At 54.5% G+C, this 16995-nt stretch carries 18 protein-coding genes; 12 read left to right on the top strand and 6 right to left on the bottom strand.

Annotated elements, in window-relative coordinates:
• The first annotated feature begins 19 nt into the window (after positions 1 to 19).
• The 5 genes from G7Y43_RS03655 to pgsA all read left to right on the top strand — a co-directional run bounded on the left by G7Y43_RS03655 (position 20) and on the right by pgsA (position 5524).
• Complete coding sequence (locus G7Y43_RS03655; RefSeq protein WP_165044191.1) at positions 20 to 823, top strand: 16S rRNA (uracil(1498)-N(3))-methyltransferase; 804 nt, start codon at positions 20 to 22, stop codon at positions 821 to 823.
• On the top strand, positions 820 to 2154 hold the full coding sequence (gene mtaB, locus G7Y43_RS03650) for a tRNA (N(6)-L-threonylcarbamoyladenosine(37)-C(2))-methylthiotransferase MtaB (protein WP_165044189.1): 1335 nt from the start codon (positions 820 to 822) through the stop codon (positions 2152 to 2154). The genes G7Y43_RS03655 and mtaB overlap by 4 nt, the downstream gene beginning before the upstream one ends.
• 215 nt (positions 2155 to 2369) lie before the next feature.
• Positions 2370 to 2867: a YajQ family cyclic di-GMP-binding protein gene (locus G7Y43_RS03645; RefSeq protein WP_165044187.1), complete on the top strand. Its 498-nt coding sequence runs from the start codon at positions 2370 to 2372 to the stop codon at positions 2865 to 2867.
• Between the two features lie 9 nt (positions 2868 to 2876).
• Entirely contained in the window at positions 2877 to 4259 is a 1383-nt protein-coding gene (rimO, locus tag G7Y43_RS03640; protein WP_165044185.1) for a 30S ribosomal protein S12 methylthiotransferase RimO, read from the top strand.
• A gap of 2 nt (positions 4260 to 4261) precedes the next feature.
• The gene (gene pgsA, locus G7Y43_RS03635) at positions 4262 to 5524 is read left to right on the top strand and encodes a CDP-diacylglycerol--glycerol-3-phosphate 3-phosphatidyltransferase (RefSeq protein ID WP_165044183.1); all 1263 of its coding nucleotides are present in this window, start codon (positions 4262 to 4264) and stop codon (positions 5522 to 5524) included.
• Between the two features lie 53 nt (positions 5525 to 5577).
• Here the strand turns inward: pgsA and panD are convergent, their stop codons facing one another.
• The 3 genes from panD to panB all read right to left on the bottom strand — a co-directional run bounded on the left by panD (position 5578) and on the right by panB (position 7864).
• On the bottom strand, positions 5578 to 5961 hold the full coding sequence (gene panD / locus G7Y43_RS03630; protein WP_165044181.1) for an aspartate 1-decarboxylase: 384 nt from the start codon (positions 5959 to 5961) through the stop codon (positions 5578 to 5580).
• Between the two features lie 111 nt (positions 5962 to 6072).
• On the bottom strand, positions 6073 to 6927 hold the full coding sequence (gene panC / locus G7Y43_RS03625) for a pantoate--beta-alanine ligase (protein ID WP_165044179.1): 855 nt from the start codon (positions 6925 to 6927) through the stop codon (positions 6073 to 6075).
• Positions 6928 to 7033: 106 nt separating this feature from the next.
• A complete protein-coding gene (gene panB / locus G7Y43_RS03620; RefSeq protein ID WP_165044177.1) occupies positions 7034 to 7864 on the bottom strand; it encodes a 3-methyl-2-oxobutanoate hydroxymethyltransferase in 831 nt (276 codons plus the stop codon).
• A 216-nt stretch (positions 7865 to 8080) separates the two neighbouring features.
• Between panB and G7Y43_RS10660 the strand changes: the two genes are divergently transcribed.
• Positions 8081 to 9184: a diacylglycerol kinase family protein gene (locus tag G7Y43_RS10660; protein WP_241158140.1), complete on the top strand. Its 1104-nt coding sequence runs from the start codon at positions 8081 to 8083 to the stop codon at positions 9182 to 9184.
• A 112-nt stretch (positions 9185 to 9296) separates the two neighbouring features.
• On the opposite strand, the gene nth is transcribed toward G7Y43_RS10660, so the two are convergent.
• From nth to G7Y43_RS03595, 3 genes are all read right to left on the bottom strand, one after another.
• Positions 9297 to 9962 carry an endonuclease III gene (gene nth, locus G7Y43_RS03605; RefSeq protein WP_165044175.1) on the bottom strand — a complete coding sequence of 222 codons (666 nt, stop codon included), beginning with the start codon at positions 9960 to 9962 and terminating at the stop codon, positions 9297 to 9299.
• A gap of 8 nt (positions 9963 to 9970) precedes the next feature.
• A complete protein-coding gene (locus tag G7Y43_RS03600; protein WP_241158139.1) occupies positions 9971 to 10501 on the bottom strand; it encodes a zinc ribbon domain-containing protein in 531 nt (176 codons plus the stop codon).
• 123 nt (positions 10502 to 10624) lie between these two features.
• On the bottom strand, positions 10625 to 11254 hold the full coding sequence (locus G7Y43_RS03595) for a TetR/AcrR family transcriptional regulator (RefSeq protein WP_165044173.1): 630 nt from the start codon (positions 11252 to 11254) through the stop codon (positions 10625 to 10627).
• A 187-nt stretch (positions 11255 to 11441) separates the two neighbouring features.
• On the opposite strand from G7Y43_RS03595, the gene G7Y43_RS03590 reads away from it, so the two are divergent.
• The 6 genes from G7Y43_RS03590 (at position 11442) to G7Y43_RS03565 (ending at position 16987) form a co-directional block, all read left to right on the top strand.
• Entirely contained in the window at positions 11442 to 11750 is a 309-nt protein-coding gene (locus tag G7Y43_RS03590) for a hypothetical protein (RefSeq protein ID WP_165044171.1), read from the top strand.
• 155 nt (positions 11751 to 11905) lie between these two features.
• Positions 11906 to 12964 carry a recombinase RecA gene (gene recA, locus G7Y43_RS03585; protein WP_165044169.1) on the top strand — a complete coding sequence of 353 codons (1059 nt, stop codon included), beginning with the start codon at positions 11906 to 11908 and terminating at the stop codon, positions 12962 to 12964.
• A gap of 5 nt (positions 12965 to 12969) precedes the next feature.
• Positions 12970 to 13611 carry a regulatory protein RecX gene (locus G7Y43_RS03580; RefSeq protein WP_165044167.1) on the top strand — a complete coding sequence of 214 codons (642 nt, stop codon included), beginning with the start codon at positions 12970 to 12972 and terminating at the stop codon, positions 13609 to 13611.
• 237 nt (positions 13612 to 13848) lie between these two features.
• A complete protein-coding gene (rny, locus tag G7Y43_RS03575) occupies positions 13849 to 15381 on the top strand; it encodes a ribonuclease Y (RefSeq protein WP_165044165.1) in 1533 nt (510 codons plus the stop codon).
• A 13-nt stretch (positions 15382 to 15394) separates the two neighbouring features.
• A complete protein-coding gene (locus tag G7Y43_RS03570; RefSeq protein WP_165044163.1) occupies positions 15395 to 16510 on the top strand; it encodes an ATP-binding protein in 1116 nt (371 codons plus the stop codon).
• 150 nt (positions 16511 to 16660) lie between these two features.
• Positions 16661 to 16987 carry a stage V sporulation protein S gene (locus G7Y43_RS03565; protein ID WP_241158143.1) on the top strand — a complete coding sequence of 109 codons (327 nt, stop codon included), beginning with the start codon at positions 16661 to 16663 and terminating at the stop codon, positions 16985 to 16987.
• The last annotated feature ends 8 nt before the right edge of the window (positions 16988 to 16995 follow it).

The following is a 16995-nucleotide window of genomic DNA, read 5'->3' as shown; positions in this document are numbered from 1 at the left end:
CGTTGTAAAAGGAGATCATGTGTCTCTTCATCGGTTCTTTTTGGATAATCAGGTACTTGCAGCGGAAACCAACGAGGTGTTTCCGCTGCGTCTTGCGCCAGACGATGCTAAGCATGCCCGCGTGCTGCGTCTTGTACCCGGCGAACATGTTGCTGTAGTAGACGCCGCAAGCGACTACTTTGAGTGCGAGATCGTTCGTATTGACGATGCAATTCCGATCGTGCGCATCGCTTGTCGTGAAGACGCAAAGACGTCGCGACCGCAGGTGATACTCGTGCAGGGTCTGGCAAAAGGCGACAAGATGGACTCGGTCGTGCGCCATGCCACTGAGTTAGGTGTAGCAGCGTTTGTGCCACTTGCCTGCGAACGCGCAATCGTAAAGCTGGATGCGAAGAAGGCGGCTTCCCGACGCGAGCGCTGGCAGGCTATTGCAAAGTCGGCCGCCATGCAGTCAGGGCAGCCCTTCGTGCCCGATGTTGCCCCAGTTGCAACACTCGATCAGGCAATTGAGCTTATGTGTGAGGCAACAGCTGTGCTTGTCTGCTGGGAAGAAGCGCCGGGGTCAGCCGCCATTGATGAAGCTCTGTGGGAAGGGATGAAGCGCTGCGCCTGCAGCCAGGTTGCCGATGCACGTGTAGCTGTGGTGGTCGGCCCGGAAGGAGGGCTTGCTGATCGTGAAGTCAGTCGCATCGTGGAAGGTGTTAAATGCGGGTTTACTGTGTCGCTTGGACCGAGTATCCTGCGCACCGAAACCGCTGGCGTGGTCGCTCCGGCGCTTGTGCTTTACGAGCTGGGATGCTTAGGCGCAAGGGGCAACAGATGAAGTTTCAGGTGATTAATCTCGGTTGCAAGGTGAATCGCGTCGAATCCGATTCATTTGCAGCGGCGCTACTGGCGCGCGGACACGTCCCAACCGATGCAGGCGATGCGGCATTGGTGGTAGTGAACACCTGCACGGTCACGGGTCAGGCCGAACGGAAAACGCGCAAGGCAACCCATCAGGCGCTGCGCGCGAACCCCGATGCGTTGGTGGTAGTGACTGGCTGCGCTGTAGCAATCGACGCAAAAACGTATACCGACATGAGTGACCGTGTGGTTGTGGCACCAAAAGGCACACTGCTGCAAGTGCTTGAAGGTCAATCGAGCATCATCGAAGATGTCTTGGCTGGTGATAAGGATGCCTCAGCTGGTGAGATTGTGCATCTGCTCGATCGCATGGAGCTGCATGGTTTTGAGGACACTACGCACACGCATGCAACCGCATTGCGTATTGGCGAGAGCTTTCGCACGCGTGTCGGCGTAAAAGTACAGGATGGCTGTGACAACGCCTGCACCTATTGCATCGTTCACGTAGCTCGCGGACCCGCTTGGAGCCGTTCGGTCACGTCGATTGTCGACGAAGTGCTCGAGCTGGCACAGGCGGGTGCGAAAGAAGTGGTACTGACCGGTATCAACTTGGGGTCGTACCATGCGTCCACGGGATCGGCGAGTGAGGTGCGCCTTGCGGGACTACTGAAGATCCTGCTCGAGGCAACCGACCGTAGTGCGCGCGGTACGCAGGAACTCATTCGCTTCCGCGTGTCGAGTATCGAGCCGCGCGATGTCGCGCCCGATTTCGTGCAGTTACTGTCAAGCACTCAGGGGCGTATCTGTCGGCATTTGCACCTGCCATTGCAATCGGGAAGTTCGAAGGTATTGCGCGAGATGGCTCGCCCGTATTCCGCAGAACGATTCTGTGAAATTGTCGACGACTTGCGAGTTCAGGTGCCCAGTCTGTCGCTCACAACCGACGTGATTGCCGGGTTTCCTGGCGAGTCAGAAACAGAGTTTTTAGAAACGTGCGCTGTATGTACTACCTGTGGGTTCTCGAAACTGCATGTGTTTCCCTATTCACTTCGCAAAGGTACGCCAGCGGCGCAGCGCACCGACCAAGTTCCACATGCGCTGCGGTTTGAACGAGCGGCACACCTGCGTCAGCTAAGCGACCACCTGCGCGAACAAGATTATGCAGCCCGGGCGGGGTCTGAGGAACGAGTGCTCGTCGAAGGTGCCGGTCATGCGACAACGGAGAGCTACTACGAGATCGCCGTGCCCGAAAGCCTTGAAAGTGGCAGCCTTGTACGCCTACCGCTACCCAAGCGGTTCCTGTCGTAGGAGCGAGCGAACTGCTGATAACATTCAGCCCTGCGCAGGTGGCTTTGAACAACTATCTCTCGCGAATCTTGCTTGCTTTCCAATATGTCGCTTTTATCGTGCGCGTGCGCGCTGATTGCACGTTACGCCCTTTCATAAGGAAAAGGTAAGGTATCCTATACGGATAACATCGTGGCTGTACCAATGCGCATCGCAATGCGAGAAAGGATGCTTCCATGGCTAAGGAATCAAGCTTTGACGTGGTTTCCACCGTCGACATGCAAGAGATAGACAATGCGTTCCAGCAGGCTCGCAAGGAGCTTTCCCAGCGCTACGACCTCAAAGGTTCCGGCGCGGAAATAACGCTTGACAAAGCAAAGAAGACCTTTACCGTATCGGCTCCCGCCGATTTCGTAGCAAAGCAAGTCATCGACGTGTTGGGCTCAAAGCTTGTTCGCCGCGGCATCGAGCTTTCCGCCGTGAAGTGGGGTGACCCACAACCCGCGGCCGGACAAAGCGTACGTCAGATGGCAACTATCGTCGAAGGTATCGACCGTGATACCGCCAGCACCATATCGAAGGACATTCGCGGCACCAAGATGAAGGTGAAGGTAACCATCGAAGGTGACAAGCTGCGCGTAAGCTCAGCTTCCCGCGACACACTGCAAGAGGTTATCGCGTTTTTGAAGGAGAAAGACTACGGTCAGCCCCTTCAGTACGTGAACTATCGCTAGGCGCATCCCATGACGCACCCTTCACACGAAACATTGCCGTTGGCAGTGTCGTTTCTCACGCTTGGTTGTGCGAAAAACGAAGTTGACACTGCACATATGCAGGAGCGGCTTGCGCATGCAGGCTTCTCCATTGTTAATGAGATTGCTGACGCCGACGCTGTGGTGGTGAACACCTGCTCGTTTATTCAAAGCGCAACCGAAGAGAGCATTGAGGCAATTCTCGACGTGGCGGCCCTTGATGCTGTGCGTTGTGGCCACACGAAGCTTGTGGTGGCGGGCTGCATGCCGGCGCGCTACGGGGACGATCTCGCCGCCGAGCTAACCGAAGCAAGCATGTTTGTGCCATGCAGTAAGGAAGACGACATTGTGAGCATCCTGTGCGACCTGTTTGGCATTGATCGCACCGTGGAACCGATTGACGATGATTTCTCATACGGCGAAGCGAACGGTGCAGGTACCAGCGCCCTTAACATCGAAGCTGCCGATTATGCGTTGCCTGACCAGGAGATGAGCGCGGTATCGGCATACGTGAAGATATCCGACGGGTGCGATCGCTTCTGTTCGTACTGTACGATCCCGTACATCCGCGGGCGCTATCACAGCTTCACGTACAGCGACATCCGCCAAGAGGTGTCGCGTCGCATAGCTGCCGGCGCACGAGAGATTGTGCTTATCGCGCAGGATACTGGGCGATGGGGCTCCGACTTAGGTTCCGACGATACGCTCGCAAGTTTGATGGATCGCCTCGCTGATGAGTTCGCCCACGTGTGGTTTCGGGTGATGTACCTGCAACCCGAAGGAATAACCGACGAGCTGCTCCACGTATTCGCCAAGCACGATAACATCTGCAACTACCTTGATATTCCCCTGCAACACGTTGATGAAAGCTTGCTGCAGGCGATGAACCGCCATGGTAACAGGCACGAGTTCGTGCAGTTGGTTGATAGGATTCGCCGCATGCTTCCCGATGTGGTGCTGCGGACCACACTCATTGCCGGATTTCCCGGTGAAACCGATGAGCAGTTCGAGGATTTGTGCTCGTTTGTGGAGGAGGGCTACTTCGATTACGTGGGTGTATTCCCGTACTCGCGCGAAGAAGGAACGCGTGCGGCGGCGCTAGCTGACCAAATTGATGAAGATGAGAAGCGCGATCGTGCCCAACGTGTGCGCGACATTGCCGACAGTGTGTGCTCCCAGATTATTGCTGCACGCATTGGGCGTACCTTTGACGTGCTGATCGAAGGTATTGAAGAGGATGGCCAACTGTTCGGGCGTGCCATGTGCCAAGCACCCGAGGTCGACGGTGTGGTGTATGTGAGCGAAGGAAACGTCGGCGACGTGCGGCGGGTTACCATCACCGATACGCTGCTGTACGAAATGGAAGGTGAATAAACATGGCTCAGGAACCACAAGAACGTCTCTGGACGCCGGCGAACATCGTGACGCTTACGCGCATCTGCTTCGTGCCGGTGTTCGTAGTAGTGTTTTTGGCTCCCTGGTTCGATTGGTTCCCCTTCCTTGATGGCGGCGAAGTGTGGAAGCCCTGGGTTGCGGCGGCGGTGTTTGTGCTGATCGCAGCTACCGATGCACTCGACGGATATTTAGCCCGCAGTCGCGGCGAAGTGACCAACTTCGGCAAGTTCATGGACCCGCTCGCCGACAAGATACTCGTGTTAGCAGCGTTGTTGTCGCTCACCGAGCTGGGCGTACTGCCTGCTTGGGTGACACTGATCATCATGTCGCGTGAGTTTATCGTGTCGGGTATCCGCATGATCGCGGCGAATCAAGGTACGGTGATTGCCGCAAGCTGGTATGGCAAGGCAAAAACGGTTACCCAGATGGTGGCGATTGTGCTGTTTATCGTGATGGACGGCGTGCCTTTTGAAAGCGGCGACAATCCACTCCAAAACCCGCTTTATATTATTGCCTGGCTTGTAATGATCGTAGCGTTAGTGCTGACCATTGTGAGCATGCTCGATTACTTTGTGAAGGCGAAGCAACTGCTGGGCTTTGCGCCGTCGGGCAAGAGAGCCACGGCAGACCCGGACACAGCAGCGCAGCCTGTGTCCGAATCGTTAATCGAACTACTAGCGCAAAACCTCGATGCGACGCGCGCCGAAGATGAAACGTACACACGCGCGGCGACCGAAGCTGAGCTTGCGTTGGCGCAAGACCGCGCCTTGGTTGAAACGGCGAGCAGCGTGATTACCGCAGCCGCCAAGCGCGGTGTGACCATAGGCACAGCCGAAAGCCTGACAGGCGGTGGAATCTGTGCGGCGTTGACAGCAGTGCCCGGCAGCTCAACGGTGGTTCGTGGTGGCATTGCCAGTTATATGAACGAGGTGAAGTATGCGGCGCTGCATGTCGGTTCCCGCACACTCGCCGACGATGGGGCAGTAAGCAAACAAGTGGCGCTTGATATGGCTCGCGGCGCTCGTCAAGCACTTGGCTGCGACGTTGCGGTGTCGGTAACAGGAATTGCCGGACCTACAGGAGCGGAGCCGGGCAAGCCAGTGGGAACCGTATGGATTGGTTGGGCCAATGCACACGAAGCACAAGCGATGCGGCTGTTCGTACCAGGCGATCGCAGTCAGGTGCGACGATTGACAGTGCGCGCCGCATTAGAGACGCTTGCAAGCGAGGTTACCGAAAAGTAATAACGTGACGAGAATCACACCTCGTCACGTTATATTCGGAATGCGCCAGCGAGTCAGTGAATTTCGCCGTGACGCTCGTAGCGCGCAACTTTGGCAATGGCGTTCTTATCGTCAACGAACACCACGCGTGGGCGATGTTCGCGTGCCTCAACAGGTGTCATCTGGCAGTAGCACATGATGATACAAAGGTCTCCCGGCGTAACCAGATGCGCCGCAGCGCCATTCACGCACACCATGCCACTTCCTGCTTCGCCAGCGATGGTGTAGGTTTCGAAGCGTGCGCCATTACTCACATCGACCACCTGCACACGCTCGTACTCGAGAATGCCAGCCGCATCAAGCAGTACCGGGTCAACAGTGATAGATCCGACGTAGTCCACGTCGGCTTGTTGTATGATGGCGCGATGAATCTTTCCCTTCAACATAGTCAGCTGCATGATGGGGTTTTATGGTCCTTTCTCGAACGTTCTCTAAACACCTATGGGCTTACGTACGTGTTACTGGTTTATAAACTAAGCGGTATCTCAATCAAAAGTGATAGACAACGCCTATGCGGCCGGATCGAAGAAGAAATTGTCGATCAGGCGCGTGGTGCCGATGCGTACCGCAATAGCCACCAGCACTTCACCAGCTATAACGTCGACGGGACTTACCGTATTCGTGTCAACAACTTCGACGTATTCAGGTTCGGCGAGCGGTTCGGTTGCCAGTTCGGCGCGTATGGCCGCACGCACGGCCTCAGCACTACGCTCGCCAGATTCAACCACCGCACGGCCACACGCAAGCGAACGGGATAACACAACGGCCGCAGCCCGCTCAGCAGGCGAAAGATACGTGTTGCGCGAGCTTTTCGCCAACCCATCGGGTTCACGCACAATGGGGCAGCCCACGATGTCTGTACCGATGCTCAAATCGCGCACCATGCGCCGCACGATAAGCAGCTGTTGGGCGTCCTTCTGTCCGAAATACGCACGATCGGGCGTGGTGATGTTTAAGAGTTTACTTACCACCAAGCACACGCCGTCGAAGTGAATCGGGCGGCTCTTACCACATAGCTCGTTTCCCAAGCCCTCCACGTGTACGGTGGTGGAGCGGTCAGGGAAGTACATCTCTTCAGGTTCGGGATGAAACACCACATCGGCACCGGCATGCGTAACGAGCGCAACATCGCGGTCGAGGTCGCGCGGGTAGCTTTCGAGGTCTTCGTTCGGACCAAACTGCGTGGGATTTACAAACACGCTCACCACCGTGCGATCGTTGTCAGCAACAGAGCGTTCAATGAGGCTTTTATGCCCTTCGTGCAGGTAGCCCATGGTGGGAACAAGGCCAACACATTCGCCAGCGTTTCTCCAAGCGTGCACCTGCGCACGCATTTCGCTTATAGTGGTGATGATCTGCGTCATGAATGATCCTTTTCTATGTACGGATGCAGTCTTGGCTGAACCCGTCCGCACCCGTATTGCTCGTTGTCAATTGTGTCTCTTCAGCGGTTTGGGTAATACCGAACAGCTAGTTCACACCGTCGAACGTGCCCGAAGGCGCGGCGAACGTATGCTCGGGGGCAGGAAAGCTCCCACCCTGCACGGCAGTACGGTAGTCGGCAAACGCCGTTCTCATCATGTCGCCCACTTCGGCAAACCGACGAACAAACTTCGGTGCCATGTTTCCGTACATACCCAGCATGTCCTGATACACCAGAATTTGCCCATCGCATCCCGCACCCGAACCAATGCCGATAGTTGGAACATCCACTGCTTCTGTGATAATAGCCGCAAGTTCAGATGGAATGCACTCGAGTACGATGGAAAACGCACCCGCCGCTTCGATTGCGCGGGCGTCGTCAACCAGACGCTGTGCAGCCTGCGTGGTCTTACCCTGCACCTTAAAGCCGCCAAACGCATTGATAGATTGTGGTGTGAGACCCAAATGCCCCATAACGGGAATTGATGCGCGAGTGATGGCCTGTATCTCGGATGCGAACTGTGCGCCTCCTTCAATCTTAACCGCCTGTGCGCCGCCTTCCTTCACCAGTCGCCCAGCATTTTCCACCGCTTGAGCGGGTGAAAGATGGTACGACATGAACGGCATGTCGGCAACCACGAGCGCATGCTCGGCACCGCGCGTAACTGCGCGCGTGTGATGCACCATGTCGTCCATGGTTACGGGCAGCGTGTCATCGTATCCGAGCATGGTCATGCCCAGCGAATCACCCACCAAAATGCCTTCAATACCTGCCTCATCAACCAATTTTGCGGTTGAATAGTCGTACGCAGTAAGCATGGCCAGCTTGGTGCCTGCCTGCTTCGCCGCGCGAAACGTGGCTACGGTCTGCTTTTTCATTGATACCCCTTTCGCTGTATGCCTGCATTGTAGCGATGCGCGACAAAAGCAACAAGAAAACCCATATTACCGGGGGAAAGACGCCGACAAGCGGTGAGCGGTGACGTGAAACGACACTGTTGCGTTTTCCCTTGCAAAACGCGACAAAGTAGCCGATTATGTCGCAGAGCGGCTCGATCAAGTACACGCCGCCATCCATCATGAAAAGGAGAAACCGTGCATCAGTTTGCGAGAATTGCCGTTATCGCGAACCCAGCAGCACGAAGCGGCGCAGGGATAGACGTTGCTCAGCGCATCGTGTGTGAGCTGCGTAGTGCCATGGGAGCAGACGCATGTGATTTATTCCCAACCGAGTATGCTCAGCACGCCATCGATATCGTACGAACGCTTCATCCAACATACCGCACCGTAATCGCTGTGGGAGGTGATGGAACGGTACACGAAGTGGTTAACGGGCTGATGGCTCGCAACGAAACGGATCGTCCTCGTTTTGGGCTTATTCCCTTCGGGTCGGGAAACGACTATGCGGCAACACTTGGTATGTCAGCAAAACCCGACCGCGCCCTCAAACAGCTCCTTGAATTCAACATTACACCTGCCGATGTTGGATGCGTGAACGGAGAATACTTCGCCGAAACGCTCTCATTTGGGCTGGATGCCGCCATCGCGCTCGATACGGTCGAGCGCCGGCAACGAACAGGGCGTACCGGTACGCTTCTGTATCTGGAAAGCGCAATCGCGCAGCTGTTTGGGGTCTTACGTCCCTTCCCGTTCGGCGCCGATATGACCGGCTTTACCGGTACTGCCGATAGATGGGAAAGCCTAGAATTAAACGGCACAGAGAGTGCTAACGATGTGAGCGCTAGAAATAACCACCCTGTCGTTGAAGTAGATGTCGAACTTGAACACGCAAACGCCACCGATCTCATGGATGATGCAGAAGTTGTGCACGATAGCGCATCCGTTGCAGCTCCACAGCGTTTATCTGGTGAAACCCACCTGTTCGCCGTGCAAATAGGACCTACGTATGGAGGCGGCTTTAAAGTGTGTCCGAGTGCCCGCATCGATGACGGACTCTTCGATGTGTGTTTAGCGACACCACCACTGAGCTCGCTTTCTGCCACAGGCATTCTGTTGCTTGCCAAGGGCGGACATCATACAAGGTTTCGCCAGATCCACCTCGCACAGGCGAGTGGCGTGCACGTACGCTTCGAAAGCGAGCTGCCAGCTCAGGCCGATGGCGAACGCATACGCGGACGGGAATTCGACATTCGTATGCACAAGCACGCGCTATCGGTGTTGACTGGCCGTCAAGCTTAGGCTTAAGTAGCGGTGTTCTCGTATCCGTTTAAGGAAACACTAAACATAGGCCGTCTTGTTCTGGGTTTGAAGGTTCCTGACGCCAGAACTGGCGGAATAAACCACTGTTCCCTTAACGCGCTTCACAGCCGAAGCTCGGGCAAAGGTCAGAAATGAAGCACTCTGCACACTTCGGGTTGCGTGCGCGGCAATAATCACGCCCGAAATGCACCCATTGGTGGTTGATGTAGAGCCAGGTTTGCCGCGGGTGGACTTTCAGCAACTTTGCCTCAGTTTTCGCTGGGGTATCGTCATTGCGCGTGGCGAAACGCAGCCGATGGGCAATACGGAACACATGTGTGTCAACAGCGATGCCTTGCGGGTTGCGAAACGCTTGGCACATGACCACGTTGGCGGTTTTGCGGCCAACGCCTGGAAGTTTCTGTAGCTTGTCGATATCATTGGGAATCTCGCCCCCGAACTCGGCGAGCACAGTTTGTGCGAGCGCGATGAGATTCTTCGACTTGGTACGGAAGAACCCCAGCGAATGAATGATTGCTTCGATATCTGCGGGGCTTGCAGCCGCCATGCGTTCTGGGGTGCCATAACGCATAAACAGCGTTGGTGTCACCTTGTTTACGGCAGCATCAGTGCATTGTGCTGACAACACCACAGCAACGGTCAACTGAAAAGGGGTTTCGTGCTCAAGAGAGCACGCACCCTCACCGTAGTGCGAAAACATGCGTTCTTCGATAGTGCCAGCACGCTCACGCTGTGTGGTCAGGCTCTCCCGCGGCATAGCAGCTCCTAATCCTTCCAGCGTTTCAGGTTGGGGAGAATGGCTCCCATGATCGAGACAGCCTCGTCATGAGAAACATGCGTCGATTCCATCATATACGGCGCACAACGCTCAATAAGGTCGTCCATGGTTTCCTCACGCTCATACTCACCATTCTGGTAGCACCAGGTACAGTAGTCAGCAGACGGTGTTCCATCAGCATTGGTGCCATGGTTTTCCGGCTGACCAAAAAATCCCATGCCACAGCTTTGGCAGTAGCCGTCGACGCTGGCGGGTGCTTCGAGCAAATGTGCAATGGGCACATTGAGCGTTACGGCAATAAGCTTGAGCATGTCAATGCCGGGCATCGTTTCACCGGTTTCCCAGCGCGACACCGCCTGTCGGGTAACGTAAAGCTTCCGCGCCAGCTCTTCCTGGGTAAGGCCTCGAAGCTTTCGATGCTTGGCAATAGATGCTCCCAGCGAGGTTTCGTCGTCGTCAAACGGTCGGGAAGTGTCAACAGCTGCGTTAGTTACTACAGATTGCATAGATTCGTTCATGATGCTCCTTGCTTGATGTGGGTTGTCAGTTAAAGATACCGATTTTTGCTCGACACGTATGATGCTTCCAAGCAATTCCATTGAACCACGTATACCATAAACACGTAAAGCAACAGCATGTTGCTATTGGTCTTGCGCATTGTGTGAGCGCTCGAACGCCCGAAGAAGGGCACGGATCTTCGGTTGAGCTTCCTTCCAGCTAAGCCCTTGGGAAAGCATAACGAACACAGGTCCATATGATTCATATGCGGCGATACGCGCATTACCCTGAGCGAACGCACGCATCGCAATGAGACGCTCAAAGACAGACGTTTGAAACGCGAGCGGCTGATCGAGAAAGATCCTGCGATAGAGCACTCCTGCTTGCTCGCTTTCAAATTGATTAACAGTAAGCATCTTACGAAGCGCAATCATTCCCGCATCAGTGAAAAAGGGTTCGTAGCTTTTCATAAGAGCATCTTCAAGCTGATCAATGCTGTGTGCAATGGATATGCTTGAGCTGTCACTCATATCGAACATGGCATTCGAATCTTGAAACGCATGCTCAATCCGTGTAAGTTCGCGCTCAATAATAGCGTCGAAAATAGCTTGCTTACCTGGAAAATGGTTGTACAACGAAGCGTCCTTAATGCCCACAGTGGCAGCAATTTCCTTTACGGTGGTTGCCTTAAAGCCTCTTGTTGCAAACAGCGTCATGGACACATTCAGAATTTCCTCACGCGTGTTGCGCGTCTGGTTCGATGGTCGTACCATAGTTTATCCTAGTTTCTACACGGTTAATAACTAGTCTTTGCTAGTCTACTACAATTAACGAGTAATTGCTAGTTTTCTGCAGTAAATAACCTGATAACAGGTATGAATGAATCGAAAGAACACGCTCAAGAACGTCTGTGCTATGATGTGGAAGAACGTCAGCAATACATTGAAGGAGGTGAGGCGTATGTCGAAAAAACGGAATATGTTTGCTCACGGAAGCGGCAACGTGGTGTGGCGACAATCGGCCGAAGAGGCCACTCTGGCAAAAAAGCCACACTACAACGGATTCGCGTGCGGGCATGGCACACATGGCGACACGAAGTACAACCGCGCGAAAGCAAAGCGTGACTGGATGCGACAGGAAGGGGCCTCAAAGGGCTCCTTCCTTGTTTGTGCATCAAATCAGGACATCGCGAGTATTCGCCGTATTATCCGAATGCGTTTTGACAAAAACGAGCATGCAATTCGTACCGATATTTGCAAGAACCTCTAAGATTCCTGCAAGGTTTCCGCTACAAACAGCGAGTTCATTTCGGTTATCGTGTCGTTGCATCAAAATTCAATGAAAGAGCTTGATTCCAAACAGATGTTCGTATAGGATTCGATTATCAACAGGAAACGCTCGCAGCACGACGGGGAAGGACTCGCATGAACGACGAGAAAGCGAAGATGCTAAAAGTCACCACCGATCAGATCGAATCGAAGTTCGGCAAGGGTTCGATCATGAAGTTCGGAGACAACGGGCATAATCTAATCGTAGAGGCCATACCCACCGGAGCACTACCACTTGATGCTGCGCTCGGCATTGGTGGCGTTCCTCGCGGTCGCATCGTTGAGATCTACGGGCCTGAATCAAGCGGCAAAACCACACTCGCGTTACAGATCCTCGCCGAGGCGCAGGCGCTCGGAGGAGTTGTTGCCTTTATTGATGCCGAGCACGCGCTCGATCCCGTATATGCGGCTCGCTTAGGTGTCGATATCGATGAAGTGCTCATTTCTCAGCCCGACACCGGCGAACAAGCACTTGAGATCTGTGATATGCTTGTGCGATCCGGTGCTATTGATGCTATCGTTATCGACTCGGTAGCAGCACTTGTTCCCCGTGCTGAAATCGAAGGGGAAATTGGCGACACGACGGTTGGCCTGCAAGCGAGGCTGATGTCGCAAGCGCTGCGCAAGCTGGCAGGTTCACTGTCGAAATCGAAAACCACGTGCATTTTCATTAATCAGCTTCGTGAAAAGATTGGTGTTATGTTCGGTAATCCCGAAACCACCACGGGTGGACGGGCACTTAAGTTTTTCTCGAGCGTACGCATCGATATCCGACGCATCGACAGCATAAAGAAAGATGGCGAGAACATTGGCAATCGCGTGCGCGCTAAAGTCGTGAAGAATAAGGTAGCGCCGCCGTTCCGCCAAGCAGAATTTGATCTCATGTTCGGTGAGGGCATCTCGCGCGAAGGTAGCATCATCGACATGGCCGCCGAAAGCGGTGTTGTGAAGAAAAGTGGCGCCTGGTACACCTATGGCGAAGACCGCCTTGGGCAGGGCCGAGAAGCTGCGAAGCAGACGCTGCGTGACAACCCCGATCTACGCGACGAAATTGAAGTGAAGGTTCGCGAATACTACGGCGTGCCCATTATCACACGCGAGGCGGCACAGGCTGACGCGCTTACACCTGCAGCAAAACCGAAGGGTAAAAAGTAACGCGTATGGCGAACAATGCGACGATCGAAGAACTGCGCGCTCGTATAGCGGCAATGGAATCGGGCTCTAACCATTACAAACAAGCATCCATCACGCGTATAAATAGCATAGGGAAAGGTGTCTACAACCGTCAGAGCTGCAATACCCGAAGTGAAGTCTCCCGAAAGGCAGAGCGCACGTATACCGAAGAAGACGCCTTTCGTAGAATTACACGAGTTTCGGTGCGGCGGGAGCAGTCCACTGCAGGCATGCTACGTAAACTCGAACACGAAGGGTTTTCCTCTGATGTTGCACATAGTGCAGTAGACCGTGCAGTACGTTGCGGCCTTCTTGACGACACCCGTTTTGCCGACGTACTCGTGCGAAGTCGTCTTGCTCAGGGAAAGGGCCGCGCAGGCATCGCACGAGAACTTGAGAGCGAAGACATCGATCCAGCTACGGTGGAGGCGTTCGCGGAAACCGATTTAGGGGATAGTCATGAGTTCAAGCGTGCTCGCACTGCGTTGCTTGCGCATCCACCCCGTTCAAAGAACCAACGTGAAGGCGCATATCGCTTTCTCATGCGCAAGGGCTTCGACTCACATATATCCGCCGTGGTTGCCCGCGAATGGAGCGAGCAGAGCATAGTTACCCAAGGGACACAATAGGACAACAGGAACATAAGATCCTGAGTGTTTTTTCGCAGGGAGTTTTTTACAAATGCTTGCCAAACCTTTATCATTAGGGGAGCTTGAGTGATCGCGCCTGTTGCAGGTGCTTTATATATACAATCGTATAAGGCGTCTCATCATACGTGCGCTTACTCATGCCCGGTTCACCCGGGTTTTTTCATGGAAAGCAAACTCGATTGGATAAGTAAACCCATACATGAAAGGGGGCATAACATGCCAAGTTATCTATGGTTGCTCATCGGCGCTGCCATCGGCATCGCCCTCGGCTTCGTAATCGCTCGTTACCTGGTCAACGCATCCACGAAACGCGCCGCTCAAGAGGCGGAAAGCGTCGTTGCCGAGGCGAAGCGGCAAGCCGAGACACTCAAACGCGAAGCTATTGTTGAAGCAAAGGACGAGGCTCTCAAGCTCAAGCAAGAAGCCCAAGCTGAAAGTAAAGAACGCCTGAAGGAAGTACGCGTCGCTGAATCGCGCCTCAGCCAGCGTGAACAGTCACTTGACAAGCGAGTTGAAACTCTCGATGCCCGCGAACATCAGATTTCATCATTACAAGGTCAGCTAGAAAGCCGTTCTCGCAAGCTCGATCAGGCAGAAGCCGAAGTGGGACAACACCTTGAGCGCGTGGCTGGTATGACTTCAGAAGAGGCGAAAGCAGAGCTACTTTCTTCGCTCAAGGATGACGTTGCTCATGAGTCCGCCGCTATCATCCGCGATGCGGAAGCCCGCGTGAAAGCCGAATCAGATAAGCGCGCCCGCTCTATCTTGAGCCTTGCTATCCAGCGTGTAGCTGCCGATCATTCGGCTGAAACCACGGTTTCCTCCATCAGCATACCGTCGGACGACCTGAAGGGCCGCATTATCGGACGTGAAGGCCGCAACATTCGCTCATTTGAGCAGTTAACTGGCACGAATCTCATCATCGACGACACGCCGGAGTGCGTAACCATTTCGTGTTTCGATCCGGTTCGCCGCGAAATCGGCCGTGTCACCATGGAAAACCTCATTGCTGACGGTCGAATCCATCCGGCTCGCATCGAAGAGATGTTCGGAAAGGCCGAAACGTTCGTGAATCAGCGTGTCCAGGAAGCCGGCGAGCAAGCCACGTTCGACACGGGAATTCACGACCTGCACCCCGAGCTCGTGCGTACACTTGGTCGCTTGTTGTACCGCACCTCATACGGGCAAAACGTGCTCAATCATTCTCTTGAGGTTGCCTACCTTTCTGGCGTAATGGCATCCGAGCTGGGGCTTGATCCCATTCCTGCCAAGCGTGCCGGTCTTCTGCACGACTTAGGAAAAGCAGTTGACCACGAAGTCGAGGGTAGCCACGCTGTCATTGGCGCCGACCTTGCACGGCGCTTCGGCGAAAAGCCTGAGATCGTGCATGCTATCGAAGCACATCACAATGACATCGATCCGCAAAGTGTACTCGCAGTGTTGGTTCAGGCCGCTGATGCAGTTTCTGCCGCTCGTCCTGGTGCACGCAAGGAAACCCTTGACGCGTACATCAAGCGTCTCGAAAAGCTCGAGGAAATCGCGAATTCTTACAAAGGTGTCGAGCGCACATATGCCATCCAGGCGGGACGTGAGGTTCGCGTGATGGTTGAGCCCGATGTGGTTGACGAGGCTACCACCACAGTGCTTGCACACGATATCGCCCAGCGCATCGAAAGCGAGATGCAGTACCCCGGACAAGTGAAGGTCGTGGTTATTCGAGAGAGCCGCGCCATCGGCATCGCCAAATAACCTGCGTATCACGATGTCTGATTCCGCATCGCTCGAACAATTCATCGACGCTGTTTGCACAACAAGCCATCTCCGGATCGAAGACGATCTTGGAGATGGCTTTGTTCGTCTCAGGTCGGAAGAGGCGGAGCGACGCCAGGCTGTTCACGACATCAGATCAAGCGAGGACATTGTCATTGAGATGCTCAGAAACGCCCGCGACGCTGATGCAACCGAAATCTATCTCGCAACATCGCGTGAGGGCACCAGACGGCGAATCTGCGTGATCGACAACGGATGCGGCATTCCGCCCCATTTGCACGATGCAGTGTTCGAACCTCGGGTGACCTCGAAGCTCGACACCATGCATATCGATACGTGGGGTGTGCACGGAAGGGGCATGGCTCTTTTCTCCATCCGCGAGAACGCCGAAATAGCTTCAGTACTTGCATCGGATAAGGGGTTAGGCACGGCACTGCTCGTTGAAACTGACGTGCAGCGTGTGGGGGAGAAGGCCGACCAGTCAACGTTTCCTTCGTTTCACCGTGAAGCATCCTCAGTGAAAGTACTCGGCCCACGCAACATCGTGCGCACCGCCTGCGAATTTGCGCTTGATTCTCATCATCAGTGTCTTGTGTTCGCAGGTTCTTCGACCGAAATCGCATCGTGTTTATACCAACGTGGCTTACATGCGATGTCGGCGGAAAGGCGTATCTTCCACGCAGACTCAAGCAGCCTTCCCCTCTGCGAACGTTTAGCGGCAAGTGCTAGCCCGGAACATTTCGCCGCCAACGCGCAAGCGATCGGGCTCGATCTGTCGGTTCGATCGGCACGGCGCATCCTTAACGGCGAAATAGCAGCCCCTGCCGACTTGGCAAGCATCGTCGCTGCCGAGCTTACTCGACAAAACAAACAAGACACTCACACGTCACACAAGGAGTCAAACTCAAAAGCCCCAAATCATACGAGTGATCACGTGCTCAAGGGGCTCAAACTCCACGACAATGACCGACACATGCTTGAAGAAGCCGTACGAGTAGCCTACGACGACATAGCAGCGCGCTACTATCTGGAACCCGACGTCGATCCTCAAGTGACGGTTGGAAAAGACGGCATTCGCGTATTCATTCCGTTTCGTCCCGTTGATTAGGCGAAACCGATTGATTGTGCACCATGAAATGGTAGAATGCTGTCTGTTGCTCGCGCGTTGCGCATATACACCATCGCTTGAGCCTACACGCAGTTTAAACGAAGCACAAACCAAAGGAATTCCATGTCCGATCATGATCGCAAAGCCGATATCGGCTGTTTGAAGGTTTCATCAAAGTCATCCCCTGCATCAGTTGCGGGTGCCATTGCAGGCATGATCAAAGATGGCGCTTGTGTTGAAATCCAGTCGGTGGGCGCTGGCGCAGTAAACCAAGCAGTGAAGGCCATCGCTATATCGCGCGGCTTTCTTGCACCTATCGGCATTGAAATCGCCTGCGTTCCCTCGTTTGCCGACATCGTTATCGACGGAGAGTATCGCACCGCCATTCGCTTTTCGGTCGAGCCTCGCTACCTGCACGGCACTGCAACAACACATGGTGCGCAGTATGCAGACAATGGCCACCTTGCTTCGAACTGAGGTACCTC

The organism is Adlercreutzia sp. ZJ138, from assembly GCF_011038935.1.
Classification (GTDB): Bacteria; Actinomycetota; Coriobacteriia; order Coriobacteriales; family Eggerthellaceae; genus ZJ141.
This window is presented reverse-complemented; position numbering and strand designations above follow the sequence as displayed.

What these genes read in the sequence shown, in the direction of transcription:
- G7Y43_RS03590 (WP_165044171.1), top strand. Translation starts at nt 11,442, where the DNA reads ATGTCGAAAAAACGGAATATGTTTGCTCACGGAAGCGGCAACGTGGTG.
- recA (WP_165044169.1), top strand. Translation starts at nt 11,906, where the DNA reads ATGAACGACGAGAAAGCGAAGATGCTAAAAGTCACCACCGATCAGATC.
- panD (WP_165044181.1), bottom strand. Translation starts at nt 5,961, where the DNA reads ATGCAGCTGACTATGTTGAAGGGAAAGATTCATCGCGCCATCATACAA.
- panC (WP_165044179.1), bottom strand. Translation starts at nt 6,927, where the DNA reads ATGACGCAGATCATCACCACTATAAGCGAAATGCGTGCGCAGGTGCAC.
- rimO (WP_165044185.1), top strand. Translation starts at nt 2,877, where the DNA reads ATGACGCACCCTTCACACGAAACATTGCCGTTGGCAGTGTCGTTTCTC.
- G7Y43_RS03645 (WP_165044187.1), top strand. Translation starts at nt 2,370, where the DNA reads ATGGCTAAGGAATCAAGCTTTGACGTGGTTTCCACCGTCGACATGCAA.
- G7Y43_RS03580 (WP_165044167.1), top strand. Translation starts at nt 12,970, where the DNA reads ATGGCGAACAATGCGACGATCGAAGAACTGCGCGCTCGTATAGCGGCA.
- mtaB (WP_165044189.1), top strand. Translation starts at nt 820, where the DNA reads ATGAAGTTTCAGGTGATTAATCTCGGTTGCAAGGTGAATCGCGTCGAA.
- nth (WP_165044175.1), bottom strand. Translation starts at nt 9,962, where the DNA reads ATGCCGCGGGAGAGCCTGACCACACAGCGTGAGCGTGCTGGCACTATC.
- rny (WP_165044165.1), top strand. Translation starts at nt 13,849, where the DNA reads ATGCCAAGTTATCTATGGTTGCTCATCGGCGCTGCCATCGGCATCGCC.
- G7Y43_RS03570 (WP_165044163.1), top strand. Translation starts at nt 15,395, where the DNA reads ATGTCTGATTCCGCATCGCTCGAACAATTCATCGACGCTGTTTGCACA.
- panB (WP_165044177.1), bottom strand. Translation starts at nt 7,864, where the DNA reads ATGAAAAAGCAGACCGTAGCCACGTTTCGCGCGGCGAAGCAGGCAGGC.
- G7Y43_RS03595 (WP_165044173.1), bottom strand. Translation starts at nt 11,254, where the DNA reads ATGGTACGACCATCGAACCAGACGCGCAACACGCGTGAGGAAATTCTG.
- pgsA (WP_165044183.1), top strand. Translation starts at nt 4,262, where the DNA reads ATGGCTCAGGAACCACAAGAACGTCTCTGGACGCCGGCGAACATCGTG.
- G7Y43_RS03600 (WP_241158139.1), bottom strand. Translation starts at nt 10,501, where the DNA reads ATGAACGAATCTATGCAATCTGTAGTAACTAACGCAGCTGTTGACACT.